At 62.6% G+C, this 24,638-nt stretch carries 23 protein-coding genes and 1 tRNA gene; 10 read left to right on the forward strand and 14 right to left on the reverse strand.

Features of this window, described 5'->3' with window-relative positions:
* Nucleotides 1-20 precede the first annotated feature (20 nt).
* Both lexA and sulA read left to right on the forward strand, forming a co-directional pair.
* Nucleotides 21-629, forward strand: a complete 609-nt coding sequence (gene lexA / locus PP4_RS18655; RefSeq protein WP_016500740.1) for a transcriptional repressor LexA — start codon at nucleotides 21-23, stop codon at nucleotides 627-629.
* Nucleotides 630-642: 13 nt separating this feature from the next.
* Nucleotides 643-1,119, forward strand: coding sequence for an SOS-induced cell division inhibitor SulA (gene sulA / locus PP4_RS18660; protein WP_016500741.1), 477 nt, complete (start codon nucleotides 643-645; stop codon nucleotides 1,117-1,119).
* A gap of 50 nt (nucleotides 1,120-1,169) precedes the next feature.
* Here the strand turns inward: sulA and PP4_RS18665 are convergent, their stop codons facing one another.
* The 7 genes from PP4_RS18665 to PP4_RS18695 all read right to left on the reverse strand — a co-directional run bounded on the left by PP4_RS18665 (nucleotide 1,170) and on the right by PP4_RS18695 (nucleotide 9,499).
* Nucleotides 1,170-1,403: a hypothetical protein gene (locus tag PP4_RS18665; RefSeq protein WP_004376430.1), complete on the reverse strand. Its 234-nt coding sequence runs from the start codon at nucleotides 1,401-1,403 to the stop codon at nucleotides 1,170-1,172.
* Between the two features lie 50 nt (nucleotides 1,404-1,453).
* Entirely contained in the window at nucleotides 1,454-1,969 is a 516-nt protein-coding gene (locus tag PP4_RS18670) for a DUF6586 family protein (protein WP_016500742.1), read from the reverse strand.
* A 172-nt stretch (nucleotides 1,970-2,141) separates the two neighbouring features.
* On the reverse strand, nucleotides 2,142-4,751 hold the full coding sequence (gene topA / locus PP4_RS18675; protein ID WP_016500743.1) for a type I DNA topoisomerase: 2,610 nt from the start codon (nucleotides 4,749-4,751) through the stop codon (nucleotides 2,142-2,144).
* 100 nt (nucleotides 4,752-4,851) lie between these two features.
* Nucleotides 4,852-5,103, reverse strand: a complete 252-nt coding sequence (locus tag PP4_RS18680; protein WP_016500744.1) for a DUF1653 domain-containing protein — start codon at nucleotides 5,101-5,103, stop codon at nucleotides 4,852-4,854.
* Between the two features lie 76 nt (nucleotides 5,104-5,179).
* Nucleotides 5,180-6,355: an acetyl-CoA C-acyltransferase FadA gene (gene fadA / locus PP4_RS18685; RefSeq protein WP_016500745.1), complete on the reverse strand. Its 1,176-nt coding sequence runs from the start codon at nucleotides 6,353-6,355 to the stop codon at nucleotides 5,180-5,182.
* A 31-nt stretch (nucleotides 6,356-6,386) separates the two neighbouring features.
* The gene (gene fadB, locus PP4_RS18690) at nucleotides 6,387-8,534 is read right to left on the reverse strand and encodes a fatty acid oxidation complex subunit alpha FadB (RefSeq protein WP_016500746.1); all 2,148 of its coding nucleotides are present in this window, start codon (nucleotides 8,532-8,534) and stop codon (nucleotides 6,387-6,389) included.
* 527 nt (nucleotides 8,535-9,061) lie between these two features.
* Nucleotides 9,062-9,499 (reverse strand): hypothetical protein, encoded by a 438-nt coding sequence (locus PP4_RS18695; RefSeq protein ID WP_016500747.1) that lies wholly within the window; start codon nucleotides 9,497-9,499, stop codon nucleotides 9,062-9,064.
* 110 nt (nucleotides 9,500-9,609) lie between these two features.
* Here PP4_RS18695 and PP4_RS18700 point away from each other — a divergent pair, with 110 nt between their 5' ends.
* On the forward strand, nucleotides 9,610-10,050 hold the full coding sequence (locus PP4_RS18700) for a universal stress protein (protein ID WP_016500748.1): 441 nt from the start codon (nucleotides 9,610-9,612) through the stop codon (nucleotides 10,048-10,050).
* Between the two features lie 124 nt (nucleotides 10,051-10,174).
* Here PP4_RS18700 and PP4_RS18705 read toward each other — a convergent pair whose 3' ends face one another.
* Nucleotides 10,175-12,103 (reverse strand): ATP-binding cassette domain-containing protein, encoded by a 1,929-nt coding sequence (locus PP4_RS18705; RefSeq protein WP_016500749.1) that lies wholly within the window; start codon nucleotides 12,101-12,103, stop codon nucleotides 10,175-10,177.
* A gap of 221 nt (nucleotides 12,104-12,324) precedes the next feature.
* Here PP4_RS18705 and PP4_RS18710 point away from each other — a divergent pair, with 221 nt between their 5' ends.
* On the forward strand, nucleotides 12,325-14,250 hold the full coding sequence (locus PP4_RS18710; RefSeq protein ID WP_016500750.1) for a transglycosylase SLT domain-containing protein: 1,926 nt from the start codon (nucleotides 12,325-12,327) through the stop codon (nucleotides 14,248-14,250).
* Between the two features lie 127 nt (nucleotides 14,251-14,377).
* Here the strand turns inward: PP4_RS18710 and PP4_RS18715 are convergent, their stop codons facing one another.
* Both PP4_RS18715 and PP4_RS18720 read right to left on the reverse strand, forming a co-directional pair.
* A complete protein-coding gene (locus PP4_RS18715; RefSeq protein WP_016500751.1) occupies nucleotides 14,378-15,181 on the reverse strand; it encodes an MOSC domain-containing protein in 804 nt (267 codons plus the stop codon).
* Nucleotides 15,182-15,236: 55 nt separating this feature from the next.
* Nucleotides 15,237-16,172 carry a chemotaxis protein CheV gene (locus PP4_RS18720; RefSeq protein ID WP_016500752.1) on the reverse strand — a complete coding sequence of 312 codons (936 nt, stop codon included), beginning with the start codon at nucleotides 16,170-16,172 and terminating at the stop codon, nucleotides 15,237-15,239.
* Between the two features lie 350 nt (nucleotides 16,173-16,522).
* Here PP4_RS18720 and PP4_RS18725 point away from each other — a divergent pair, with 350 nt between their 5' ends.
* The 3 genes from PP4_RS18725 to PP4_RS18735 all read left to right on the forward strand — a co-directional run bounded on the left by PP4_RS18725 (nucleotide 16,523) and on the right by PP4_RS18735 (nucleotide 18,943).
* The gene (locus PP4_RS18725) at nucleotides 16,523-17,032 is read left to right on the forward strand and encodes a hypothetical protein (RefSeq protein ID WP_041168104.1); all 510 of its coding nucleotides are present in this window, start codon (nucleotides 16,523-16,525) and stop codon (nucleotides 17,030-17,032) included.
* Nucleotides 17,033-17,397: 365 nt separating this feature from the next.
* A complete protein-coding gene (locus tag PP4_RS18730; RefSeq protein ID WP_041167815.1) occupies nucleotides 17,398-18,294 on the forward strand; it encodes a sensor histidine kinase in 897 nt (298 codons plus the stop codon).
* Entirely contained in the window at nucleotides 18,284-18,943 is a 660-nt protein-coding gene (locus PP4_RS18735; protein WP_016500755.1) for a response regulator, read from the forward strand. Before PP4_RS18730 ends, PP4_RS18735 begins: the two co-directional genes overlap by 11 nt.
* On the opposite strand, the gene yegS is transcribed toward PP4_RS18735, so the two are convergent.
* Nucleotides 18,927-19,814, reverse strand: coding sequence for a lipid kinase YegS (yegS, locus tag PP4_RS18740; RefSeq protein ID WP_016500756.1), 888 nt, complete (start codon nucleotides 19,812-19,814; stop codon nucleotides 18,927-18,929). The genes PP4_RS18735 and yegS overlap by 17 nt on opposite strands.
* Before the next feature lie 309 nt (nucleotides 19,815-20,123).
* Here yegS and PP4_RS18745 point away from each other — a divergent pair, with 309 nt between their 5' ends.
* The gene (locus PP4_RS18745) at nucleotides 20,124-21,371 is read left to right on the forward strand and encodes a glycosyltransferase family 4 protein (RefSeq protein WP_016500757.1); all 1,248 of its coding nucleotides are present in this window, start codon (nucleotides 20,124-20,126) and stop codon (nucleotides 21,369-21,371) included.
* On the opposite strand, the gene PP4_RS18750 is transcribed toward PP4_RS18745, so the two are convergent.
* Together PP4_RS18750 and moaB are read right to left on the reverse strand one after the other, a co-directional pair.
* Entirely contained in the window at nucleotides 21,360-22,586 is a 1,227-nt protein-coding gene (locus PP4_RS18750; protein WP_016500758.1) for a molybdopterin molybdotransferase MoeA, read from the reverse strand. The genes PP4_RS18745 and PP4_RS18750 overlap by 12 nt on opposite strands.
* A complete protein-coding gene (gene moaB, locus PP4_RS18755; RefSeq protein WP_016500759.1) occupies nucleotides 22,570-23,109 on the reverse strand; it encodes a molybdenum cofactor biosynthesis protein B in 540 nt (179 codons plus the stop codon). Before moaB ends, PP4_RS18750 begins: the two co-directional genes overlap by 17 nt.
* Before the next feature lie 187 nt (nucleotides 23,110-23,296).
* Between moaB and PP4_RS18760 the strand changes: the two genes are divergently transcribed.
* A complete protein-coding gene (locus tag PP4_RS18760; RefSeq protein ID WP_016485624.1) occupies nucleotides 23,297-23,518 on the forward strand; it encodes a YgdI/YgdR family lipoprotein in 222 nt (73 codons plus the stop codon).
* An 80-nt stretch (nucleotides 23,519-23,598) separates the two neighbouring features.
* Nucleotides 23,599-23,675 (forward strand) — tRNA-Pro (locus tag PP4_RS18765).
* A gap of 53 nt (nucleotides 23,676-23,728) precedes the next feature.
* On the opposite strand, the gene PP4_RS29885 is transcribed toward PP4_RS18765, so the two are convergent.
* Nucleotides 23,729-24,496, reverse strand: coding sequence for a methyl-accepting chemotaxis protein (locus PP4_RS29885; RefSeq protein ID WP_373873692.1), 768 nt, complete (start codon nucleotides 24,494-24,496; stop codon nucleotides 23,729-23,731).
* Between the last annotated feature and the right edge of the window lie 142 nt (nucleotides 24,497-24,638).

Here is a 24,638-nt window from a genome sequence, read left to right on the forward strand (position 1 = left end):
AAAAAGACAGAGCGCTCACCATGTTGAAACTGACGCCACGCCAAGCCGAAATTCTCGCGTTCATCAAGCGCTGCCTGGAAGACAACGGCTTCCCGCCGACCCGCGCCGAGATCGCTCAGGAGCTGGGCTTCAAATCGCCCAACGCTGCCGAGGAGCACCTCAAGGCCCTCGCCCGCAAGGGCGCGATCGAGATGACCCCGGGCGCCTCCCGCGGCATCCGCATCCCAGGCCTGGATACCAAGGCAGAAGAAAGCGGCTTGCCGATCATCGGCAGGGTTGCTGCCGGTGCGCCAATTCTTGCCGAACAGCACATTGAGCAATCCTGCAATATCAACCCTGCCTTCTTCCACCCCCAGGCCGACTATTTGCTGCGCGTCCACGGCATGAGCATGAAGGACGTCGGCATCTTCGACGGCGACCTCCTGGCCGTTCACACCTGCCGCGAAGCCCGCAACGGCCAGATCGTCGTGGCCCGCATCGGTGACGAAGTGACCGTCAAGCGCTTCAAGCGTGAAGGCAGCAAGGTCTGGCTGCTTGCCGAAAACCCCGAATTCGCCCCCATCGAAGTTGACCTGAAAGATCAGGAACTGGTGATTGAGGGCTTGAGCGTCGGCGTCATTCGCCGCTGATCCAGGAGGCGTCATGCAGCAGTTCATTCACGCACCCGAGCAAGCCCAGTTGCCCCTGTTCGAAGCATTCCTCGCCCAGCCCGTACTACCGGGCCTGAAAGCCAGCGAACTGGCGCGCAAGAGCAACCAGCCCGAACTGTTCAGCGAATTGTCGCTGCGCGGCGCCCCCGGGCACTGCCAAAGCCTGCTGGCACCGGTACTGCGCGAGCTGAGCGAAGAGGACGAGGCCCGCTGGCTGACCCTGATCGCCCCGCCGTCGAGCCTGACCCAGGCTTGGCTGCGCGATGCAGGGCTCAACCGTGAACGCATCCTGCTGCTGCAACCTCGCGGTAACCAAACCCCGCTGCAACTGGCCTGCGAAGCCCTGCGCCTGGGCCTCAGCCACACCGTGGTCAGCTGGCTGGGCAACGTCAACGCCACTGCACGCCAGCAATTGCAGCGCGCTGCCAGTGTCGGAAACGCACAAAGCCTGAACATCCGCCTCGGCTGATGTTCAGGCTTTGCCTGTCATTTGAACAAACCTGATGCCCTGCTGCACCCTCAGTGCAGCACGCGCGGCCCTTCATCACGCTCAAGCTCGCCATCCATGAGGCGACCTGCCATCTGCACACCCACGCTGAGCATGGCCTTGGCCACTTCTACATGCTGGCCCTGCAGGAACGCCTTGGCGTCTTCCGAGAAATCCAAGGTTACCAGGGAGCCCTCATCCTCGGCGCGACGCAGTTCGATGCGGCCATCAGGCAACTCGACAATTTCCAGAAAAGACGTAGACATAAATGGCAGTTCTCCGCGAAAGGCGAATATTGTACCAGCCGTAACGGCTATCAGCACTCACTCAACGCATCGCGGAAACGTCTCACCAGGCCCTTGAGGTTGTTGCGCCAGCTTTCCAGCTCGGCACGCGACAGCGCAGGATGCTCGGGCTCATCGAGATTGACGGCCTGGATCAATGGCTGGGTGACGTCGGTTTTTGGCGCTTTCCTGGCGACCGGTGGTCGGAACAAATCGGCATAAGCACTCAGCATCTGCGCCAGCCAGGTTTCGCGCTGGCGGGCCAATTCCAGCAACTCGGCCACTTCCGGTATGGCGATGCCATTGAGCGCATCGTCGGCCAGCGCCTGCTCGACCGTTGCGACGACCGGCAGTCGGTAGAAGACTCCGATTTCATGGCATAGGCCCAGCAGCGCGCCATACAGGTGAAACAGCGCCGACTCGCGCTCAGCCTGAACCAGGCCTTGGGCGTTCATGGCCTGGTTTTGTTCAGCCTTGGCCATGGACTCGAGGGCGAGACCGGCGAAGAACAGTTTCTGGTTGGTGCGGGTGTAGGTTTCCTGGGCCATTTCTGTGCCCTCCCATCAGGCTGCAAGGCGAATACATGCATCATAAATGATTGGGGCCGCTTCGCGCCCCTCCGCAGCACAAGGCCGCCCCTACAAGAGAACGCGATTCCTTGCAGGAGCGGCATTGTGCCGCGAAGGGGCGCGAAGCGGCCCCAATTAAAGCACTGAAAGATCAGCGCTTGTCTTCAACCTTCCACGCATTGCCGTCGTAGAACGCCTTCCAGCCGGTCGGCTTGCCATCGACTTCGGACTGCACGTACTGCTCCTTGGTCTTGCGGCTGTAGCGGATTACCGTCGGGCGGCCATCCGGGTCTTTCTGCGGCGCATCGCACAGGAAGTGGTACTTCGGATCGATTTCGTGCTTGTGCGGCACGATTTCCATCACCAGCGGCGCACGGGTTTCGCGGTTTTTCGGGAACTGGCTGGCGGCCAGGAACAACCCCGAAGCGCCGTCACGAAGCACGTAAGTGTCGTCGACCTTCTCGCACTTGAGTTCCGGCATGTCCACCTTGTCCATCTTCGGTGGTGCCGCCTCGCCACTCTTGAGCAGCTTGCGGGTGTTCTTGCAGGTTGGATTGGTGCAGCCGAAGAACTTGCCAAAACGGCCGGTCTTCAACTGCATCTCGCTGCCACACTTGTCGCACTCCAGGCTCGGCCCTTCGTAACCCTTGATGCGGTAGCTGCCCTCTTCGATCTCGTAGCCAACGCAATCCGGGTTGTTACCGCAAATGTGCAGCTTGTGCTTCTCATCCAGCAGGTAGGCGTCCATCGCCGTGGCGCAGATCGGGCAACGGTGCTTGCCCAGCAGCACGCGGGATTCCGATTCACCCTCGTCGTCAGCGGCAATCTCGTCACCCGGCACCAGGTTGACGGTGGCCTTGCAGCGCTCTTTTGGCGGCAAGGTGTAACCCGAGCAACCCAGGAACACACCTGTGGACGCGGTGCGAATCATCATCGGCCGGCCACATTCCTTGCACGGAATGTTGGTCATGGTCGGCTGGTTGGCGCGCATCCCGCCTTCGCTGGACTCGGCAGTCTGCAGCTTCTTGCTGAAGTCGCCGTAGAACTCGTCGAGCACGTTCTTCCAGTCACGTTCGCCCTGGGCCACGTCGTCGAGGTTCTCCTCCATGTCGGCGGTAAAACCATAGTCCATCAGGTTGGAGAAGCTTTCCGACAGGCGCTCGGTGACGATGTCGCCCATTTTCTCGGAATAGAAACGGCGGTTGTGCAACGTCACATAGCCACGGTCCTGGATGGTGGAGATGATCGCCGCGTAAGTCGACGGGCGACCAATACCGCGCTTTTCCATTTCCTTGACCAGGCTGGCTTCAGTGAAGCGCGCCGGTGGCTTGGTGAAGTGCTGGCTCGGGTCGATCTGGATCAGCTTCAGCGCTTCGCCCTGGACCATCTCTGGCAGCACGTCGTCTTCGCCCGGCTTGCTCTGCTGCGGCAACACACGGGTATAACCGTCGAACTTGAGGATACGGCCCTTGGCACGCAGTTCGAAGTCGCCAGCAGCCACGGTGACGCTGGTGGACAGGTACTGTGCCGGCGGCATCTGGCAGGCCAGGAACTGGCGCCAGATCAGCTCGTACAGGCGCTCGGCGTCGCGCTCCATGCCACTGAGCTTGGTCGGGTGGGTGTTCACATCGGAAGGACGAATTGCTTCGTGCGCCTCCTGGGCCCCTTCCTTGCTGCCGTATACCAGCGGTGCATCCGGCAGGTACTGTTTGCCGAACTCGCGCTCGATATAGTTGCGCGCCATGTCCAGGGCGTCGACCGACAGGTTGGTCGAGTCTGTACGCATGTAAGTGATGTAGCCGGCTTCATACAAGCGCTGGGCCATCATCATGGTCTTCTTCACCCCGAAGCCCAGGCGGTTACTGGCCGCCTGCTGCAGGGTGGAGGTAATGAACGGCGCCGATGGCTTGCTGCTGGTCGGGCGGTCTTCACGCTTGACCACGCTGTAGCTGGAAGCCTTGAGCTTCTCCAGCGCAGCCATGGCCTGCGCTTCGTTCAGCGGCTTGAAGGCCTCGCCCTTCTCGCGCGCCACCTCGAAACGCACCTTGGCGTTCTTGGCGGTACCGAGGTCGGCGTGGATCTCCCAATACTCTTCCGGGATGAATGCGCGGATTTCACGCTCGCGCTCCACCACCAGTTTCACCGCGACCGACTGAACACGGCCAGCGGACAGGCCGCGGGCAATCTTGGCCCACAGCAGCGGCGAAACCATGTAACCGACCACACGGTCGAGGAACCGCCGCGCCTGCTGGGCATTGACCCGGTCGATGTCCAGCTCGCCTGGCTGCGAGAAAGCCTCCTGGATGGCCTTCTTGGTAATTTCGTTGAACACCACGCGCTTGTAGCGGGTGTCGTCACCGCCGATGGCTTCGCGCAGGTGCCAGGCAATGGCTTCCCCCTCGCGGTCCAAGTCGGTTGCGAGATAGATGGTGTCGGCGTCCTTGGCCAGGCGGCGCAGCTCTTCGATCACCTTTTCCTTGCCAGGCAGGATCTCGTACTTGGCCTTCCAGCCGTGATCCGGGTCGACGCCCATGCGTGCCACCAACTGGCGGCGGGCCTTTTCTTTCGGCGACAGCGCCGGAGCCTCACCCGCGGCCTTGCCACGCTTGGCGGCTGGCTCTTTGCTTGCGCTGGCCGAACCGCTGGTGGGGAGGTCTCGGATATGGCCGATACTCGACTTCACCACGTACTGGTTGCCCAAATACTTGTTGATGGTCTTGGCCTTGGCCGGGGATTCCACAATGACCAGCGATTTGCCCATGGATCGGAGTATTCCTGAATCTGAAAATGAAAAACGCGTCAGGTACCAAACGCGGCACCGCTATATATAGTGGCAAAAGTGTGAGGTCAAGCTCGGGTGATCACTCGTGCGACTTGCCCAGCAACCCAGGCAGGCCTTCTTCGGCCTTGACCAAAGCAAAGCGTGGCACCTGCTCGCCGTCAACCTCGACAGACTCCTGGAACATGAAAAGGGGGCGCACCCAGAAGCTGTAATCACCATACAGGCATTGGTAGAACACCATCCACTCTTCGTTCTCGGAATGCCGCGCAACACTGAAGACACGGTACTCAGGCCCTTTGTAATGCCGGTATACGCCTGGTTGTATCTGCATGTTGCCCACCCTCTTTAATTAATCCTGTAAAAACAAAACCGGGGCACAAGGCCCCGGTTGCTGTCCCGCAACGCGATCAGACGCGTTCAAAGACAGTGGTGATACCTTGACCGAGGCCGACGCACATGGTCGCCACCCCCAGGGTACCGCCATTCTGCTTCATGACGTTGAGCAGGGTGCCCGAAATACGTGCCCCGGAGCAACCGAACGGGTGGCCCAAAGCAATGGCGCCGCCGTGCAGGTTAACCTTCTCATCCATCTTGTCGAGCACTTTCAAGTCTTTCAGCACTGGCAAGGCCTGTGCAGCAAAGGCTTCGTTGAGCTCGATGAAGTCGATGTCGGCCATGGTCAGCCCGGCGCGCTTGAGGGCTTTTTGGGTCGACGGCACCGGGCCATAACCCATGATCGCCGGATCGACACCGGCCACCGCCATCGAACGGATCACCGCCAATGGCTGGATACCCAGGTCCATCGCACGCTGGCCGGACATGACGATCATGCACGAAGCGCCGTCGGTGATCTGCGACGAGGTACCGGCAGTGACGGTACCGCCTTTCGGGTTAAACGCGGGCTTGAGCGACGCCAGGCCTTCGAGGGTGGTTTCCGGGCGAATGGTTTCGTCGAAATCGAACACCTTCAGGAAGCCGTTCTCGTCATAGCCCTGCATCGGGATGATCTCGTCCTTGAACTTGCCTTCGACCGTGGCCTTGTGGGCCAACTGGTGCGAACGCACGCCGAACAGGTCCTGCTGCTCACGGGTGATGCCGTGCATCTTGCCGAGCATTTCCGCAGTCAGGCCCATCATCCCGGAAGCCTTGGCAGCATGCAAGGACAGGTGCGGGTTGGGGTCGACGCCGTGCATCATGCTGACGTGGCCCATGTGCTCCACCCCGCCAATCACGAACACATCGCCGTTACCGGTCATGATCGCCTGGGCAGCGGTGTGCAGTGCGCTCATCGACGAGCCGCACAGGCGGCTGACGGTCTGCGCTGCAGAAGTGTGCGGGATCGGGGTCATCAGCGACGCCATGCGGGCGATGTTCCACCCCTGCTCCAGGGTCTGGTTGACGCAGCCCCAGATCACGTCCTCGACTTCCTTCGGGTCGACCTTGTCGTTACGCTCCAGCAGCTTGCTGATCAGGTGCGCCGACATGTCCTCGGCGCGGGTATTGCGGTGCATGCCACCCTTGGAGCGGCCCATTGGCGTGCGACCGAAGTCGACAATCACCACGTCTCTTGGATTCAGGCTCATATCAAATCTCTCGCTCTAGCTCGTTGACCGCTCAGTTGAAGAAGCGCTGGCCGTTCTTGGCCATTTCACGCAGCTTCGCAGTCGGGTGGTACAGCGGCCCCAGATCGGCGTACTGATCGGCCAGGGCGACGAATTCGGCCACACCGATCGAGTCGATGTAACGCAGCGCACCACCGCGGAAGGGAGGGAAACCAATGCCATACACCAGGCCCATGTCGGCTTCGGCGGCGGTTTCGACAATGCCGTCTTCCAGGCAGCGCACGGTCTCCAGGCACAGCGGGACCATCATCCAGTTGATGATGTCTTCGTCGGTGACTTCGCGCTGTTCGAACACGATTGGCTTGAGCACGTCCAGCACGGCGGCGTCGAAGACTTTCTTCGGCTTGCCGCGCTTGTCGGTTTCGTAGGCATAGAAGCCCTTGCCGTTCTTCTGGCCCAGGCGGTTCGCCTCGTACAGCGCGTCGACGGCCGAGCGGCGCTCGTCCTTCATGCGGTCCGGGAAGCCTTCGGCCATCACGTCACGCCCGTGGTGGCCGGTGTCGATGCCGACCACGTCCATCAGGTAGGCTGGGCCCATCGGCCAGCCGAATTTTTCCATGACCTTGTCGATGCGCACGAAGTCGACACCGGCACTGACCAGCTTGGCAAAGCCGCCAAAATACGGGAACAGCACGCGGTTGACCAAAAAGCCCGGGCAATCGTTGACCACGATCGGGTTCTTGCCCATTTTCTTGGCGTAGGCCACGGTGGTGGCGACCGCCACTTCACTGGACTTCTCGCCACGGATCACTTCCACCAGCGGCATCATGTGCACCGGGTTGAAGAAGTGCATGCCGACGAAGTTTTCCGGGCGCTTGAGCGCTTTTGCCAGCAGGTTGATGGAGATGGTCGAGGTGTTGGACGCAAGGATCGCATCCTCTTTCACCTGGCCTTCCACCTCGGCCAGCACGGCCTGCTTCACTTTCGGGTTCTCTACCACGGCTTCGACGACGATGTCGACATTGGCGAAATCGCCATAGGACAGGGTCGGGCGAATGGCGTTGAGCGCCTCGGCCATCTTGGCCGGGGTCAGGCGACCCTTGTCGACGCGGTTGCCGAGCAGCTTGGAGGCTTCGTTCAGGCCCAGCTGAATGGCTTCCTCGCGGATATCCTTCATCAGGATCGGGGTGCCTTTGACCGCCGACTGGTAAGCGATGCCGCCACCCATGATGCCGGCGCCGAGCACGGCGGCCTGCTTCACGTCATGGGCGATCTCGTCATGCGCCTTGGCCTTGCGCTTGAGTTCCTGGTCATTCAGGAACAGACCGATCAGGCTTTCGGCAACCGACGTCTTGGCCAGCTTGGCAAAGCCTGCGGCTTCGACTTCCAAGGCCTTGTCGCGGCCGAAGTTGGCGGCTTTCTGGATGGTCTTGATGGCTTCGACCGGGGCCGGGTAGTTCGGGCCGGCCTGGCCGGCAACGAAGCCCTTGGCGGTCTCGAAGGCCATCATCTGCTCGATGGCATTGAGCTTGAGCTTTTCCAGCTTGGGCTGGCGCTTGGCCTTGTAGTCCAGCTCGCCACTGATGGCGCGCTTGATCAGGTCCAGGGCACCGGCCTGCAGCAATTCAGGGGCGACCACGGCGTCGACGGCACCCACTTTCAGGGCGTCTTCGGCACGGTTTTCCTTGCCGGAAGCGATCCACTCGACAGCGTTGTCCGAACCGATCAGGCGCGGCAGGCGTACGGTGCCGCCAAAGCCGGGGTAGATGCCCAGCTTGACTTCTGGCAGGCCGATCTTGGCGCTGGTGGACATGACCCGGTAGTCGGCGGCCAGGCACATCTCCAGGCCGCCGCCCAGGGCGATGCCGTTGATGGCCGCAACGGTCGGCACTTCGAGGTCTTCGAAGGCGCTGAAGATGCGGTTGGCTTCCAGGTTGCCGGCGACCAGTTCGGCCTCGGGCAGCTTGAAGTTGTCGACGAACTCGGTGATGTCGGCGCCGACGATGAACACGTCCTTGCCACTGCTGACGATAACGCCCTTGACCGAGGCGTCGGCCTTGATGGCATCGACGGCCTGGCGAAGCTCGTTCAGGGTCAGGCGGTTGAACTTGTTGACGGACTCACCCTTGAGGTCGAACTTGAGCTCGACGATGCCACTTTCAAGAGCCTTAACCGTGATGGCTTTACCTTCGTAAATCATCAACTGATCTCCACGATATGGAAGCTGAACTGTACACGCCGATCGCTGCAGCAGAAGCAGGCCTAGCTGCCCTGCCCCAGGCACACCCGTCAGCGCGCTAGTCGGAAGTATGGCTTGGCGTCATGACATACAAACGCTCAATTCATACGCCCGTTTGATTTGGGTGTGCACACATTCTCCGAAAAGATCGGCGTTGTCAAATGCTCACGAGCATGGCGAAAACGCGACTTTCCGGTCACTTTGTATCGTCTGGGTACAAAACATGATGACAGTGATCGCCGACCATTCATGTCAGCGATTGACCACGGCCGATTGAATAACGCTGCGACTTTCGACTTGCGCGGAAACCCAAGGCGGCTACACTGCCACCTGCTTGAATGAATACCCGGCCTGCCTGGCCTTTTCTGCGCAGCAGAACGCAAAGCGGCGACTTGGCACCCCACCCCTTCAGGGTTCTGCCAAGCCGCCGCTTTGTCGTTTAAAGCCCTGAACGCCTACGCCGTACCATTAGGAGGTAGCCCCGGGGTTCAAGCCAGGGTTTCGAGGACGTAGGCAACATCCTGCAACACAGCCGTATCACCCCGTTCAGTCCAGTACAGGGCGATCATCCGCGCATCGGCTTCGACCTTGTAGACGCTCGCCGGCAAGCGCGCCAGAGGCTCAATGAAGCGTGGATCTTCGCAGGGCTCACGCCACTGGTTCCACCACACCCCCGGGCTGATCTGCCAGAAGCTGAAGCTGTCTTCATGCCCCCGACGCCGTGCCCGATGATACTGCGGGCAAGGGCTTGGCGGCTCCTTTTCGAGCCAGTGCGGCCATTGCTGCGGCGCCAGCTGCATACCCAGCCCCATTCGCCGGGCCTCCAGGCGCAGCTTCATCTGCTCGCTCTGCTTGCGCGAGCCGCGCAGCCAGGAAAGCGGGCTGAGAATCAGCGCAAGGATTGACACCACCAGCAATACCGTCATATCAGTAGTTCCCATAAAGCGTTGCAAATGAGCTGGTTAGCCATTTTTCACGGAAGACCCGCCCGAAAGCGACCATACTTCTTCTATCGCGATTGCCAGGAGTACCGCTCATGCAATATGAACATTTGTTGGTCGCCGTCGACCTGACCGAAGAATGCGACCCGGTGATCAAGCGTGCCATGAAGCTCGCCGAGCCCTCAGGCGCCAAGGTGTCCCTGGTTCACATCGTCGAGCCGATGGCCATGGCATTCGGCGGTGACGTGCCCATGGACCTGTCGCAGTTGCAACAGCAACAGTTCGACCAGGCCAAGGAGCGCATGGACCGCCTGTTCAACAAATACCCTGAGATCAACCGTGGCGACTCACACCTGACCTACGGCCAGCCGCGTCAGGAAATCCACCAACTGGCCAAGGACCAGAAGTGCGACCTGATCGTGGTCGGCAGCCATGGCCGCCATGGCCTGGCGTTGCTGCTGGGTTCCACGGCCAATGACGTGCTGCACGGTGCGCCGTGCGATGTACTGGCGGTGCGGTTGCAGAAGAAGGAATGACTTAACCTGCCCCGGCCCTATCGCCGGCAAGCCAGCTCCCACAGGGATACCACAAGGCTTGAAACCTGTGGTGTACCTGTGGGAGCTGGCTTGCCGGCGATAGGGCCAGTCCAGGCTGACGCTATCAGCCTTCCAGCTCGGCCCAGCGCTCTACCAGCGCATCCAGCTCACCTTGGAGCTTCTCGATCTTGGCCAGCACTGCGGAAGTTTCAGTAATCGGCCGCTGGTAGAAGCCAGCCGCATTCACTTCTTCCTGAGCCTCAGCCATGCGCTGCTCAACCTGGTCGATCTGCCCCGGCAGCATCTCCAGCTCACGCTGCAGCTTGTAGCTGAGCTTCTTCTTCGAAGCTTCTTCCGCCACCGGCGCAGCAACTGGCGCGGGCTTGTCCTCGACTTTCTCCACCACTGCGCTGTTGAGCGCCGACTTGCCGCCCTTGCTCTCGGTCACGCCCAGCAGCTTCGGTGAGCCACCCTGGCGAATCCAGTCCTCGTAGCCGCCGACGTACTCACGCACCTTGCCCTCGCCTTCGAACACCAGGGTACTGGTGACGACGTTGTCGAGGAAGGCCCGGTCGTGGCTGACCATCAGCACGGTGCCCTTGTAGTTGGACAGCACTTCTTCGAGCAGTTCGAGGGTTTCAACGTCCAGGTCGTTGGTCGGTTCGTCGAGCACCAGCAGGTTGGCCGGCTTGCTGAACAGCTTGGCCAGCAACAGGCGCGCACGCTCGCCACCCGACAATGCCTTGACCGGCGTGCGGGCACGCTGCGGGCTGAACAGGAAGTCGCCCAGGTAGCTCAGCACGTGGCGGTTCTGGCCGTCGATCTCGATGAAGTCACGGCCTTCGGCCAGGTTGTCGATCACGGTCTTTTCCAGCTCGAGCTGGTGGCGCATCTGGTCGAAGTAGGCGACTTCCAGCTTGGTGCCGCTCTCGACCTTGCCCGACGTGGGTTCCAGGCCGCCGAGCATCAGCTTGAGCAAGGTGGTCTTGCCGGTGCCGTTGGCGCCCAGCAGGCCGATACGGTCCTGGCGCTGCAGGACCATGGAGAAGTCCTTGACCAGCATTGGCCCGCCAGCGTGATGGAAGCTGACGTTTTCCAGCACCATCACTTGCTTGCCGGATTTTTCTGCCGACTCGATCTGGATGTTGGCCTTGCCCTGGCGTTCGCGGCGCTCACCACGCTCCACGCGCAAGGCTTTCAGCGCACGCACCCGGCCTTCGTTACGGGTGCGGCGGGCCTTGATGCCTTGGCGGATCCACACTTCTTCCTGGGCCAGGCGCTTGTCGAACAGCGCGTTGGCGGTTTCTTCGGCGGCCAGTGCGGCCTCCTTGTGCACCAGGAAGCTGGCGTAGTCACCGTTCCAGTCGATCAGGCCGCCACGGTCCAGTTCAAGGATGCGGGTGGCCAGGTTCTGCAGGAAGGACCGGTCGTGGGTGATGAACAGGACCGCGCCGTTAAAGCTGCGCAGGGCCTCTTCGAGCCAGGCAATGGCACCGATGTCCAGGTGGTTGGTAGGCTCGTCGAGCAGCAGCAGGTCGGGCTCGGACACCAGCGCCTGGGCCAGCAGCACACGGCGCCGCCAGCCACCGGACAGCTCAGCCAGGGTCTTGTCCGCCGGCAACTGCAGGCGGCTGAGGGTGCTTTCCACCACTTGCTGCAGGCGCCAGCCATCACGGGCTTCCAGCTCGTGCTGGACGTGCATGAGCTTTTCCAGGTCTTCGTCGTTCTGGATATTCATGCTCAGGTGATGGAACTGTGCCAGCAACTCACCGACGCCATCCAGGCCTGCGGCCACCACATCGAACACCGTGCGATCGTCGGCCACCGGCAGTTCCTGCGGCAGCTCGCCGATCTTCAGGCCCGGGGCACGCCAGACTTCACCGTCGTCGCCCTTCTGCTCGCCCTTGACCAGGCGCAGCATGCTGGATTTGCCAGTACCGTTGCGGCCGATGATGCACACCCGCTCACCACGAGCGATCTGCCAGGACACTTTGTCCAGCAGCGGCATGGCGCCGAATGCGAGGGACACATCGCTGAATTTGAGCAGGGTCATGTTGGTCTCCATAAATCGGGCGCGCATTCTACCTGACTTGGCCCTCGACGGCATCCGCTTGGCCACCCTACGAGCGCTTTGCGACATCTGGTCGAAGTTAATATCCCGATACAAGCACAGTGCTTTCACCCGCCGCCGGCAAACAGCTAAGCTAAGGCAATTGCTTCCAACAGTGCTGGCTCCGCCGTCACTTCCCCATGGTTCTACTGCCCGGACGTATCATGCGCAGCCGCCTGTTACACATTGCATCATGCCTGCTGCTCACCGCTGCCACCTGCGCGGCGCAGGCCACCGACCTCACCCAGCAGCGCCAGTACTACGACGAGGCCAAGCGTGCGCTGGCCAAAGGCGACAAAGGCCCGTACTTGCGCTATGCGCAAGCCCTGAGCGACTACCCGCTGACACCATACCTGGCCTACGACGAGCTTACCGCCCGCCTCAAAAGCGCCAGCAACCAGGAGATCGAAGGCTTTCTCGCCAAGCATGGCGACCTGCCCCAGGCCAACTGGATGAAACTGCGCTGGCTACGCTGGCTGGCCGAACGCGGCGAATGGGACACCTTCGTCAAATACTACGACCCCAAGCTCAATTTCACCGAACTGGACTGCCTCAACGGCCAGTATCAGCTCAGCCATGGCCTGCGCGCCGAGGGCTATGCCACAGCTGACAAATTGTGGAACGTCGGAAAGTCGCAACCTGCCGCCTGCGACACACTGTTCGGCATGTGGGCGGCCGAAGGCCAGCTGACCGAGGCCAAGCGCTGGGAACGCACCAAGCTGGCGGCCCAGACGCGCAACTACGCTTTGGCCAACAACCTGGTCAAGACCCTGACCACCCTCGCCCCTCAGGGGCGCCTTCTGGTCGACGTGGCGCAAAAGCCAGAGCTGCTCAACCAGCCGTCGCGCTTTACCCCGGTCAACGAAGCCATGTCCGATGTCGTCAGCCTCGGCCTGCGCCGCCTGGCCCGGCAGGACCCGGAGCGGGCCATGGCACTGCTCGACGATTATGCCCAGCGCATGCACTTCTCTCGCGACGAGAAGGTGGCCATCGCCCGCGAAATCGGCCTGACCCTGGCACGCCGCTACGACCCGCGCGCGCTCGACCTGATGACCCGCTACGACCCCGAACTGCGCGACAACACCGTCAGCGAATGGCGCCTGCGCCTGCTGCTGCGCCTGGGCCGCTGGGAAGACGCCTACGAGCTGACCAGGCGCCTGCCCCAGGACCTGGCCAGCAGCAGCCGTTGGAAATACTGGCAGGCACGCAGCCTGGAGCTGGCCCAGCCGAACAACCCGCAGATCCCGCTGCTGTACAAGACCGTGGCACGTGAGCGCGACTTCTATGGCTTCCTCGCTGCCGACCGGGCACAGACGCCATACCAGCTGAACAACAAGCCGCTGCTGCTAAGCCCGCAACTGGTCAAGAAGGTGCGCAACACGCCCGGCATCCAGCGTGCACTGGAATTCCACGCCCGCGGCCAGATCGTCGAGGGCCGCCGCGAGTGGTACCACGTCAGCCGCCACTTCACCCGCGACGAAATGGTTGCCCAGGCACGCCTGGGCTACGACCTGCGCTGGTACTTCCCGGCCATCCGCACCATCAGCCAGGCGCAATACTGGGACGACCTGGACATCCGCTTCCCGATGGCCCACCGCGACACCCTGGTGCGCGAAGCCAAGGTCCGCGGCCTGCATTCGAGCTGGGTATTCGCCATCACCCGCCAGGAAAGTGCATTCATGGAGGATGCGCGCTCGCCGGTGGGTGCCAGCGGCCTGATGCAGCTGATGCCGGCCACGGCCAAAGAGACCGCGCGCAAGTTCAGCATCCCGCTGGCATCACCGGCGCAGGTACTGAACCCGGACAAGAACATCCAGCTGGGCGCGGCCTACCTGAGCCAGGTGCACAGCCAGTTCAACGGCAACCGGGTGCTGGCCTCGGCGGCCTACAACGCCGGGCCCGGCCGCGTGCGGCAGTGGCTGAAAGGCGCCAAGCACCTGAGCTTCGATGTGTGGGTTGAATCGATCCCGTTCGACGAAACACGCCAGTATGTGCAGAACGTGCTGTCGTATTCGGTGATCTACGGGCAGAAGCTGAATTCGCCGCAGCCGCTGGTGGATTGGCATGAGCGGTATTTCGATGACATGTAGGGCCTGCTGAACCTGAACCGGCCCATCGCCGGCAAGCCAGCCCCCACAGGTAGCGCACAAGTCTTCGAACCTGTGATGAACCTGTGGGAGCTGGCTTGCCGGCGATGGGCCGGTTCAGGCAGCACATTCACTCCAGAACTTCCACCTGCATTCCTGGTTCAAGCCACCCACTGCCATCCACCGCCAGGTTCTGCCCGAACAGCACATCCCCCTCCTTCTCGCGAAAGGTCTTGAGCGTGACCATCGGCTCGCGGTCGGCACCGCGCTCCCCTGTTGCTGGATCAATTGTTGTGAAGATGCACCGCACACTGGGCTTGAGCACGCGAAAATCCAAGCTGCCAATGCGAATCCGCTTCCAGCCATCCTCGGCAAACGGTTCTGCCCCTTGCACCACCAGGTTCGGTCGAAAGCGCAGCATTTCCATGGGCCGGCCAATACGCCGGTTGAGCTCGTCGAGCGAGCCCTGGCCAATCAGCAGCAAAGGGAAGCCATCGGGAAACGCCGCACGATCACTGTTGAGGCCGTAACCATTGGGCAGGTAACGCGCGCGCTGCTCCGGGCAATGCACCAGCCGCACGGCCTTGCCCAGCAACGCGCTCAACCAGGCCGCTGCTGCGTCGCCAGCGTCGGGCACGCGCAGGGTGTCGCGCCAGATCGTCACGCCGCGCAGCGCATCATCGGCAGCGGGCACAGGCACCCGCAACGGCACCCGCCCAGGCGCCTGCAGCAACAACTCACCGTTGTCGTCATCGCACGCCTGCAGCTGGCCAAGTTGCGGCCAGGCCCGCTGGGTCAGGAAGCGTCCATTTTCTTCCTCCACGACCATCCAGCGCCGGTCACCCTGCAACCCCAACAGCCCCACCCGTGATGCCTGCAGGCTTTGCGCCTGGCCCGACTTCACCGGGTATCGATACAACTCACTGAGAAACATCCCTGCCGCCTCGCGTCATGCCAAAAGCCAAGCTTATACCTGGCTGGCCCGGCGATCACGCAGTGGCAGCATCCAGCAGCAGGCGTTGCTTGACCACATCGACCAGGCGATCAGGCTGGAACTTGGACAGGAAGTTGTCGCAACCCACCTTCTTCACCATGGATTCATTGAAGCTGCCCGACAGCGAGGTGTGCAGCACGACGTAGAGCTGGCGCAAACGGGCATCGCTGCGAATCTCGGTGGTCAGCCGGTAGCCGTCCATTTCCGGCATTTCGGCGTCAGTGAACACCATCAGCAGCTTTTCGCACACGTCCTCGCCCGCATCGGCCCAGCCCTTGAGCATGCGCAGCGCCTTCAGGCCGTCACTGGCCACGTGCAGCTTCACCCCCAACTGGGACAGGGTGTCACGCAATTGCGCCAGAGCCACACTGGAGTCGTCCACCAGCAGCACCTCGCGCCCGCGGGCACGGGCCAGCACCGGGTCGGCAAGCTTCTCGCCGGAGACCCGGGCGTTGTACGGCACAATCTCAGCCAGCACCTTCTCCACGTCGATCACCTCCACCAGCTTTTCATCCACCTTGGTGATGGCGGTCAGGTAGTGCTGGCGACCGGCGCTGGCAGGCGGCGGCATGATCGACTCCCAGTTCATGTTGACGATACGGTCGACACCACCCACCAGGAAGGCCTGCACCGACCGGTTGTACTCGGTGACGATGATGGTGCTGTCCGGCCCCGGCTGCAGCGGGCGCATGCCGATCGCCTGGGACAGGTCGATCACTGGCAAGGTCTGGCCGCGCAGGTTGACCACCCCGCAGACGAAGGCGTGGCGCTGGGGCATCAGGGTCAACTTGGGCAGTTGCAGCACTTCCTGCACCTTGAACACGTTGATCGCGAACAACTGGCGGCCGGCCAGACGAAACATCAGAATTTCCAGGCGGTTCTCACCCACCAGTTGCGTGCGTTGGTCTACTGTGTCGAGAATGCCAGCCATTGGAAAACCCCCAGGCTTGAGTCAAAAAAGTGTAAGCATCCACCCTGTATCGGCGGCTTCACGCGCACCTTGACCCTTGCGGGAAAATGCCGTGAAGGCAATTGATATCACTTTACCATCATGCTTTACTGCGGGCATTACACGGCAAATCAGCAGGGCGACAAAAGTTCCCCACCTGAGCTCGATATCAGGGAAACCCCTACCTGCAATCGGGTGCAACCTGATGTTCGCGATATCCTTTAGCCATTAATGTGACGCCATTCTCAATGCATGAATGGAGTCAGGCTTTTGCTAGCTATCGTTTCGGCGTGCCCGCCCCTTGCGCCTGCACCACGCGCGGGGACCTGATCATGGACACTGCCTTATCGTTCGATGACGCCCTGCAGGGTTATCTGCTGGATGCCCAGGTATTGCTGACCCAGGCCCAGGAGTGTCTGCAGCATCTGGAACTGATCGACAATGATCCAGATGCCTGCCGCTGCCTGGACAACACCCTCGAGAGCCTTGCCAGGCAGGCTACACGCCTGGGCCTGCGTGAAGTCGCCCATTACACCAATGCCCTGCATCAGTTGCTTGCCCCCGCCTGTCACCGCGGCTGCCTGCAACGTGAAGCCCTGCCCGCGCTAGGGGCCTGCCTTACCTTGCTGGCCTGGCAACTGGAACTGGTCGATACCCGTACCGGGCGGCTGAACCTGGACATCGGCGAGCAACTGGTGCTGCTGAGCGACCTGGCCAAGGTCGTGAAGCAACCGTTTGCGCAAGCCTGTACCTCCTGCGACGAGCACGGCAGCGTGTGCCTCCACCCGCACGCTCCAGTGGCACGCGGCACAGGCACAGGCCGGTGGAACCCACCGTATTAACCTGACACGAAGTGCAACTAAGCGCGTTCGTTCATGCCCCACAAAGATCGAACTAGGGAAGTTAACCAAGTTTTCGGGGCCCAAGATGAATCTCTAACGCGCTAGTTGCACTACAAGTGCGTAATGCGCGATCGATGGGTGGCACTTTGCCACTCGCCAGTGCCCGACCCGCAGGCGTTTCAAGGCATTACCCAGCCGCGACCGATACAGTGCGAAGTGGTAATATACGCCCCCACAAACGCTTGCAACCTGAATAAAGGTTGAACGATCACGTGCTCGAAAAAATATCGAAAGTACTGCGCCAAAGCCTCTGAGCAGCATTGTGCAAGGCCTCCATCAGCAATACTTCAGTGGCTTCCCTACCTATGCTTCCACGCTTGACGACTTCTTTGCGTTGCTGCTCCCGTGTTGCCCTGCTGCGTTGGGTGACGGCCGCGTTATGCGTGGCCTCGCTGGTTGCCAACCTGATGCTGTACCTGGCCAACCAGGCAGCCCCGGCCAGCCTGCTGGTGCTGCAACTGGTCGCTACGCTGGGCACCATCGTCTACCTGGGCCTGAGCGCCAAGTCGATCAGCCTGCGCCCGGCAGAACTGGCCGAGCGCATGCTCAAGGTCCAGGAAGACGAGCGCCAGCACTTGGGCCGGGAACTGCACGACGACATCGGCCAGCTGCTCACCGCCGCCAAGCTGCAGCTGCAGTGGCTACAAAGGCGCATGCCCGACGAGCTGCAAGGCCACTGCAACACCCTGCGAAGCACGCTGGATGACACCTTGGGCAACGTACGCGACGTGTCCGCCCTGCTCAACCCTCGGCAATTGGCCAGCCTGGGCCTGGAAGCCAGCCTGCGCGCGCACCTGGTGCGTACCCTGGCCAGCAGCAGTGTGCACTGGAGCCTGGCGTGCAACCAGCGCCTGGGCGGCATCGACGAAGCTGTGGCCATGGCGGTGTTTCGCATTAGCCAGGAGGCCGTGACCAACATGCTGCGCCACGCCCAGGCAGATAACCTGATCATTCAGCTGCAGCGCACCCCCGAGGGGCTGGCGTTGTCGATCCACGACGATGGCCGTGGCTTCGTCCCGGTACGGCACCCGGCCGACGCAGGCCAGCGCGGCCTGGCTGGCATGCAGGAGCGGGTCACCGCCTTGCAGGGTAGCCTCGACATCACCAGCCAGCTCGGCTTGGGCACGCGTATCGAGGCGGTGTTCCCGTGGCCTGCGCGTACCCAGCAACGCGCCGGGAGCAAGGCCACCCATGACCTGTAGACTGCTGCTGGTTGACGACCACTCGCTGATCCGCGCCGGTGTGCGCGCACTGGTCTGCGACATCCCCGGCTATGACGTGATCGGTGAAGCCGACGACGGCAGCCAACTGCTCGAACAGGTGCGCGCGCTGGCGCCCGACATCGTCTTGCTGGACATCTCCATGCGGTCGACCAGCGGCCTGGACGCCCTCACCCAACTGCGGGCAAGCGCAAGTACATGCAAGGTGCTGATCCTGTCGATGCATACCGACCCTGACCTGATCATGCGGGCTCTGGAAAGCGGCGCCCTCGGCTACCTGCTCAAGGACACCAGCGCCACCGAGCTGGAGCAGGCCCTGAGCGCAGTGCGCAACGGCGAGCGCTACCTCAGCCCGGCCATTGCCCACACCGTCATCAACCAGGCCCTACGGCACACCAGGCAGGGCAACCAAGCGGCTGGCGAGCGGCATAACCTCACTGCGCGACAACTGGAAATCCTGCGCCTGATCGTGCGCGGCAAGTCCACCCGGGAAATCGCTGCGGGCCTGGGCCTGTCGATCAAGACCGTGGAAACCCACCGCTCGCAAATCATGAAGCGCCTGCAGATTCATGATGTGGCCGGCCTGGTGCTGTTCGCTGTACGCGAGAAAATCATCAGCCTGGATGACTAAGCAGCGGCGACCCGGCCGGCAGGTGCAGGTGTAACGCGCCAGGCCTGGCCTGAAAGCGCAGGTTGCCGGCCTGCAACGGCTCGCCATCGAGGTTGATGTCCAGGCCCTGCGCGCTCTTGATCTCCACCCAGGGCAACCTGGCGCGGACGAAAAGCCCGTCACCGGCCAACAGGTCGCGCAGTGCCCCGACTACCTCTTGCGGCGCTGGCAGGATGGCGATGTCCAGCAGACCGTCATTCACCACCGCCTCAGGGCACAGCACTTGCCCGCCCCCCGCCTGGCGACCATTGCCGATCCCCAGCGCCAGCAGGCTCCCTTGCCACTGGAAGTCAGGGCCTTGCAGTTCCACAGTGGCTGCCTGCAGCTCGCTGAAGCGCGACAACCCGGTGAACAGGTAGGCCGCGGCACCCAGCACCTTCTTCAGGTCTTCGGAGGTGTTGGCGGTGACCTGGCTACCAAACCCACCCGTGGCCATGTTGAGGAACAACTGGTCGCCGGCCTGGCCCAGGTCGATAGCCTGCGCCGGCGTATTCAGCAGCGCCAGTGCGTCAGCAGGCTCCAGGGGTATGCCGGCGGCTTTGGCGAAATCGTTGGCCGTGCCCAGCGGCAACAGCGCCAGGCTGGCCTCGGCATTTGCCAGGCCCATGGCCTCGGCCACATCCCGTAAAGTGCCGTCGCCACCGCCTGCGACGATATGGCTGTAGCCCGCCGCCAGCGCCTCGCCGACCAGGCGCTGCGCGTCACCCGCCTCCCAGGTGACACGCACATCCAGCACCCAGCCGGTATCGCGCAGGTCGCAAACGGCGCTGCGTAGCGCTTCGTTCATCGCCTGCTTGCCGTGCAGGATCAGCATTGCCTTGCGCCCTTGCATCGCGCTTCTCCGTGAAGTTGACCGACCCAGATCTCGACCATGCCCGCTCACCGATCGTTGCATGCCCACAAAAAAATACCCAAGCCAACGTGGTCTTTTTCCCACACCCGACAATGCGCGCTATGCTCAGAAAATGAACTTTTGACAAGTTTTTGACCTAGGCAAACAAAGCTACCTGGGAAGTCAGCCTTTTGACTTCTGTTTGCCGGGCCCGAAACCCTAGCCATGGACGCGCCCCGGCAGTGGTGTTCCCCACACTGTCGATGGGCGCGTCTTTTCATCCGCGACCTTTCACGAGGATTCCGGGTCATGCGCATTCTCTGGACACTGCCCTACCTACCCTGGCCGACCACCAGCGGCAGCAAGACCCGGCAATACCACCTGATGCGCGCACTGGCACAACAGGGCCACCGCATTACCCTGTTGGCGCAGTCGAAAATCCCCCTCAGCGATACAGCCCGCGAAGCCCTGGAGCCACTGCTCGAACGCCTGATCGTAATGCCCCGTCGGCCGCTGCACAGCCCGCTGAACCTATTGGCTTCGCCCATCATCGACTACCCCATGCGGGCCATCATCAACGGCCTGTCCCCGTGCCTGCGGCACCGTTTCGAGCAATTGCTGGACGAACCCTGGGACGTGATCCAGATCGAGCACAGCTACAGTTTTCAACCGTTCGAGAAGGCCCTGCAGGCCCGCGGGTTGCCCTACATGCTCAGCGAACACACGCTCGAGTCGGTGATGGGCGGTGCCTGCCACGACCGGCTGCCCCTGTGGCTGCGCCCACTCAACGCCTTCGACCGCTGGCGCTACCGGCGCTGGGAACAGCGGGTGCTGTGCCAGCCCACCGAGCTGGTGGCAGTCAGCGCCCACGACGCCGAGCTGATCGCGCAGATCAGCGGGCGACCGGTGAATGTGGTGGTCAACGGTGTGGATTGTGACTTCTACCAGCACGTGGAGCCCGCGTTACACAGCCAGCGCCTGCTGTTCGTCGGCAACTTCGAATATGGCGCCAACCTTGAGGCCATCGAGTGGGCGCTGGAAGACATCATGCCGCAGGTGTGGATGAGCAACCCGGCTGTGCGCCTGGCAATAGCCGGGCATGCCCTGCCGGCCAGCTGGAAACTGCACTGGAACGACCCGCGCATCGAATGGTTCGGCTACCGCCCGGACCTGCGTGAACTGCAAAAGCGTTCGGCGCTGTTCTTCGCGCCGCTGCGCTATGCCGGGGGCTCCAAGGTAAAAATCCTGGAGGCAATGGCCGCCGGCCTACCGGTGATCACCACCGGCAAAGGCGTATCGGGCCTGACCGCAAACAACGGCGAGCACTATCTGGGCAGCGATGACGGCGACCAGCTGGCCCTGTTGATCACCCAACTGCTCAACCAGCCCTGGCGCATGAGCCAGTTGAGCGCTGCCGGCCGCCAGTTCGCCCGCCAGCGCCACGACTGGAGCGTGGCCGCCCAGCAACTGGAGAACGTGCACATGCGCCTGGCCCAGGCAGCGCCGGCCGAGGCCGCGCCGCTGGGCAGTGCCTGGCTGGGCCGCTCAGCCAAGTAGCTCGCTGAAGGGGATGAACGGCACGCTGTCACCCTGTTTCGGCGTGCTGCCCTCTCGCACTTCCACCAAACCCTCGGCCCACGCCGCGCTGCGCAGCACGCCGGAGCTCTGGTTCTTGTAGATACGCACCTGGCCCTGCTCGATGCGTGCACGCAGGTACTCGCGCCGCGTGCCGGCCTTGGGCCAGTCAAAGCCTGCCGGCATGTCGAAGCGCAGCGGCGTGACATCGCCCACGCCCTGGCGACGTAACAGATAGGGCCGGGTCAGCAGGCCAAAGGTAACCAAGGTAGAGGCCGGGTTACCCGGCAGGCCGATCACTGGTACGCCCTGGAAGTGGCCGAAGGTGAGTGGCTTGCCCGGCTTGATCGCCAGCTTCCACAAGGCCAGCTCGCCCGCCTCGCGTAGGGCCGCCCCCAGGTAATCGGCCTCGCCCACCGAGACACCACCGGTAGACAAGATCAGATCAACGTCGCCCAGCGAGGCCAAACAGGCGCGCGTAAGCGCCAAATCATCCGGCAGGATGCCTGCATCGACCACGTCGCAGCCCAGCCGCTGCAACCAGCTGACCAGCAGCCGGCGGTTGCTGTTGTAGATTTGCCCAGGCCCCAGCGGCAGGCCGGGCTCGACCAGTTCGTCACCCGTGGACAGCACCGCCACCCGCACTTTGCGCACCACGTCCAGTCGGCCGTGGCCCAGGGTCGCCGCCAGGCCCAGTTCGATCGGCCCCAGCCGGGTGCCGGCGCTCATCACCTGCTCGCCCTTGCGGGTCTCCTGGCCTTGAGGGCGGATGTTCTGATCGGCATGCAAGGGTTCGAGAAAGCGCACCCGACCGTCTTCGGCCACTTCGGTGTTTTCCTGCATCTCGACGCAATCGGCGCCTTCAGGCACTGGCGCCCCGGTGAAGATGCGCGCGCAGGTGCCCGGCTGCAGGGGCTGCGGCGCATGGCCGGCGAAGATCCGCTGGCTGACCGGCAGTGGCTCCCCCTGCCAGTCGGCCTTGCGCAAGGCATAGCCGTCCATGGCACTGTTCGGCCAGGGCGGCAGGTCGAGCGAGGCCACCAGATCGGTGGCCAGCACGCGGCCCTCGGCCTCGGCCAACGGCAGGTTCTCGGTGTCACGGATCGGCGCCGCTTCGGCCAGCGCCAGCAGTTGCTCCAGGGCTTGCTCCACCGGCATCAGTGGCCGGGCCTGGCTAGCTTCAGCCACGGCTGTCACAGGCCGCTGCCTGCTTCAGGTGCGCAACGAAGTTGCAGGGGCGATGGCGTGCATCGAGCTGCTCGGCCAGGATGCCGTCCCAGCCGGTGCGCACCGCATTGGTCGAGCCCGGCAGGCAGCACACCAAGGTGCCGTTGGCCAGCCCGGCCAGGGCGCGTGACTGCACGGTGGAGGTGCCGATGTCGGCCACGGAAATCTGCCGGAACAGCTCACCAAAACCGTCTACCTGCTTGTCCAGCAGGCAGGCCACCGCTTCGGGCGTGCTGTCGCGGCCGGTAAAACCGGTACCACCAGTAATCAGCACCACTTGCACGCTGTCATCGGCGATCCAGGTGGCGACCTGGGCGCGGATCTTGTACAGGTCGTCTTTCAGCAGCACGCGCTCGGCCAGGCGGTGGCCCGCTGCGCTCAGGCGGTCGACGAACAGCTGGCCAGAGGTGTCGGTGTCGAAGGTGCGGGTGTCGCTGACCGTCAGCACGGCGATGTTCAGCGCCACGAAGGGGGTATCTGCCTTGGCTTTCATGGGTGTCCGTCACAACAGGATGAGATGGCCGCAGTTATATCACAGCGTACCTTTGCCCGGCGTTGCGCCATCAGCCTTGCCCTGGATCAAGAAGACAGATTTGTCGCTATGCTGCACTTGGAGTGAACTTGCACTAATGTCCTGCGTCATAAATGTCATCTAGCACCATCGCACTTGGAGAAACACGATGATCAAACGGACCCTACCCGCCTTCCTGCTCGCCTTGGGCCTGGGCGCCCTCGCTGGCTGCTCGACCCCTACCGTCATCACCCTGAACGATGGCCGGGAGATCCAGGCAACGGATAAACCCTCCTTCGACGAAGACTCCGGTTTCTACGAATTCGAGCAACTCGACGGTAAGCGCACGCGCCTGAACAAAGACCAGATCCGCACCGTCAAAGAGCTCTGATCAAGCACCTGTTTTGGCAAAGGCCCTTACAACAACAAGGGCTTGTGGGCAAAAACGGGATGCAGTAGGATTTTGTTCATCGGAGTGTAGCGCAGCCAGGTAGCGCGTCTCGTTCGGGACGAGAAGGCCGCAGGTTCGAATCCTGTCTCTCCGACCAGATCCTTCAAAAAGCCCGCCTTGCGCGGGCTTTTTGTTGCCCCTGAAAAAGTGTCAGGCGCTCAGGCGCGAGGTTACTTCGCCCAGCTGCCCGGACAACCCATGCAGGCGGTGGCCCGCCTGCTCGGTGTGCTGCACCGACTCCTGGTTGGCCGTGGCAATGCGGGTGATTTCGATCAGGTTGCGCGAGATGTCTTCGGCCACGCTGGTCTGTTCTTCTGCCGCCGTGGCGATCTGCCGGTTCATGTCGCGGATCGCCTCTACCGCCTGGGTGATGCGCTGCAGCATCTGCCCGGCCTGCTGCACCTGCTCGGCCCCCTCTTCGCTTCGCTGCTGGCCGCTTTCGATGGCCTTGACCGCTTCAACCGCACCTGACTGCACCGCTTCGATGATCTGGTGAATCTCGGCAATCGAGGCTGCCGTGCGCTGGGCCAGGCTGCGCACCTCATCGGCCACCACCGCAAAGCCACGCCCGGCCTCGCCGGCACGGGCCGCTTCGATGGCCGCGTTCAGCGCCAGCAGGTTGGTTTGCTCGGCAATACCGCGGATCACTTCGAGCACTTTGCCGATGCGCGTGCTGTCGTGTTCCAGGTCGCGGATTACCGCCGCCGTGCCGGCGATTTCGCGGTTGACCACGCCAATGATATCGATGGTCTGCTGCATCACCTGCTCACCCGCCTGGGCACTGTGGTCGGCGTCATCCGCTGCGCGGGCAGCTTCAGCGGCATGGCGGGCCACTTCCTGGGCGGTGGCGGACATCTCGTGCATGGCCGTGGCCACCTGGTCGGTGCGCTGGAACTGGTCATGGGTGCCGCGGGCCATGTCGCCGGCAATGCTGCGCAACTGGCCACTGGCACCTTCCAGCTCCTGGGCATTGTCCTTCAGCCGGCCGACGGTGTCGGCGAGAAAGTCGCGCAAGGTGTTGGCCGCCCGCGCCAGGCGCCCCAGCTCGTCCTCGCGGCGG

The organism is Pseudomonas putida NBRC 14164 (genome assembly GCF_000412675.1).
GTDB lineage: Bacteria > Pseudomonadota > Gammaproteobacteria > Pseudomonadales > Pseudomonadaceae > Aquipseudomonas > Aquipseudomonas putida.

What these genes read in the sequence shown, in the direction of transcription:
- lexA (WP_016500740.1), top strand. Translation starts at nt 21, where the DNA reads ATGTTGAAACTGACGCCACGCCAAGCCGAAATTCTCGCGTTCATCAAG.
- PP4_RS18695 (WP_016500747.1), bottom strand. Translation starts at nt 9,499, where the DNA reads ATGACGGTATTGCTGGTGGTGTCAATCCTTGCGCTGATTCTCAGCCCG.
- PP4_RS18735 (WP_016500755.1), top strand. Translation starts at nt 18,284, where the DNA reads ATGACCTGTAGACTGCTGCTGGTTGACGACCACTCGCTGATCCGCGCC.
- sulA (WP_016500741.1), top strand. Translation starts at nt 643, where the DNA reads ATGCAGCAGTTCATTCACGCACCCGAGCAAGCCCAGTTGCCCCTGTTC.
- PP4_RS18710 (WP_016500750.1), top strand. Translation starts at nt 12,325, where the DNA reads ATGCGCAGCCGCCTGTTACACATTGCATCATGCCTGCTGCTCACCGCT.
- PP4_RS18715 (WP_016500751.1), bottom strand. Translation starts at nt 15,181, where the DNA reads ATGTTTCTCAGTGAGTTGTATCGATACCCGGTGAAGTCGGGCCAGGCG.
- PP4_RS18730 (WP_041167815.1), top strand. Translation starts at nt 17,398, where the DNA reads ATGCTTCCACGCTTGACGACTTCTTTGCGTTGCTGCTCCCGTGTTGCC.
- fadB (WP_016500746.1), bottom strand. Translation starts at nt 8,534, where the DNA reads ATGATTTACGAAGGTAAAGCCATCACGGTTAAGGCTCTTGAAAGTGGC.
- fadA (WP_016500745.1), bottom strand. Translation starts at nt 6,355, where the DNA reads ATGAGCCTGAATCCAAGAGACGTGGTGATTGTCGACTTCGGTCGCACG.
- topA (WP_016500743.1), bottom strand. Translation starts at nt 4,751, where the DNA reads ATGGGCAAATCGCTGGTCATTGTGGAATCCCCGGCCAAGGCCAAGACC.
- PP4_RS18760 (WP_016485624.1), top strand. Translation starts at nt 23,297, where the DNA reads ATGATCAAACGGACCCTACCCGCCTTCCTGCTCGCCTTGGGCCTGGGC.
- PP4_RS18680 (WP_016500744.1), bottom strand. Translation starts at nt 5,103, where the DNA reads ATGCAGATACAACCAGGCGTATACCGGCATTACAAAGGGCCTGAGTAC.
- PP4_RS29885 (WP_373873692.1), bottom strand. Translation starts at nt 24,496, where the DNA reads ATGGCCCGCGGCACCCATGACCAGTTCCAGCGCACCGACCAGGTGGCC.
- PP4_RS18670 (WP_016500742.1), bottom strand. Translation starts at nt 1,969, where the DNA reads ATGGCCCAGGAAACCTACACCCGCACCAACCAGAAACTGTTCTTCGCC.
- PP4_RS18720 (WP_016500752.1), bottom strand. Translation starts at nt 16,172, where the DNA reads ATGGCTGGCATTCTCGACACAGTAGACCAACGCACGCAACTGGTGGGT.
- PP4_RS18745 (WP_016500757.1), top strand. Translation starts at nt 20,124, where the DNA reads ATGCGCATTCTCTGGACACTGCCCTACCTACCCTGGCCGACCACCAGC.
- PP4_RS18700 (WP_016500748.1), top strand. Translation starts at nt 9,610, where the DNA reads ATGCAATATGAACATTTGTTGGTCGCCGTCGACCTGACCGAAGAATGC.
- PP4_RS18725 (WP_041168104.1), top strand. Translation starts at nt 16,523, where the DNA reads ATGGACACTGCCTTATCGTTCGATGACGCCCTGCAGGGTTATCTGCTG.
- yegS (WP_016500756.1), bottom strand. Translation starts at nt 19,814, where the DNA reads ATGCAAGGGCGCAAGGCAATGCTGATCCTGCACGGCAAGCAGGCGATG.
- PP4_RS18665 (WP_004376430.1), bottom strand. Translation starts at nt 1,403, where the DNA reads ATGTCTACGTCTTTTCTGGAAATTGTCGAGTTGCCTGATGGCCGCATC.
- PP4_RS18705 (WP_016500749.1), bottom strand. Translation starts at nt 12,103, where the DNA reads ATGACCCTGCTCAAATTCAGCGATGTGTCCCTCGCATTCGGCGCCATG.
- moaB (WP_016500759.1), bottom strand. Translation starts at nt 23,109, where the DNA reads ATGAAAGCCAAGGCAGATACCCCCTTCGTGGCGCTGAACATCGCCGTG.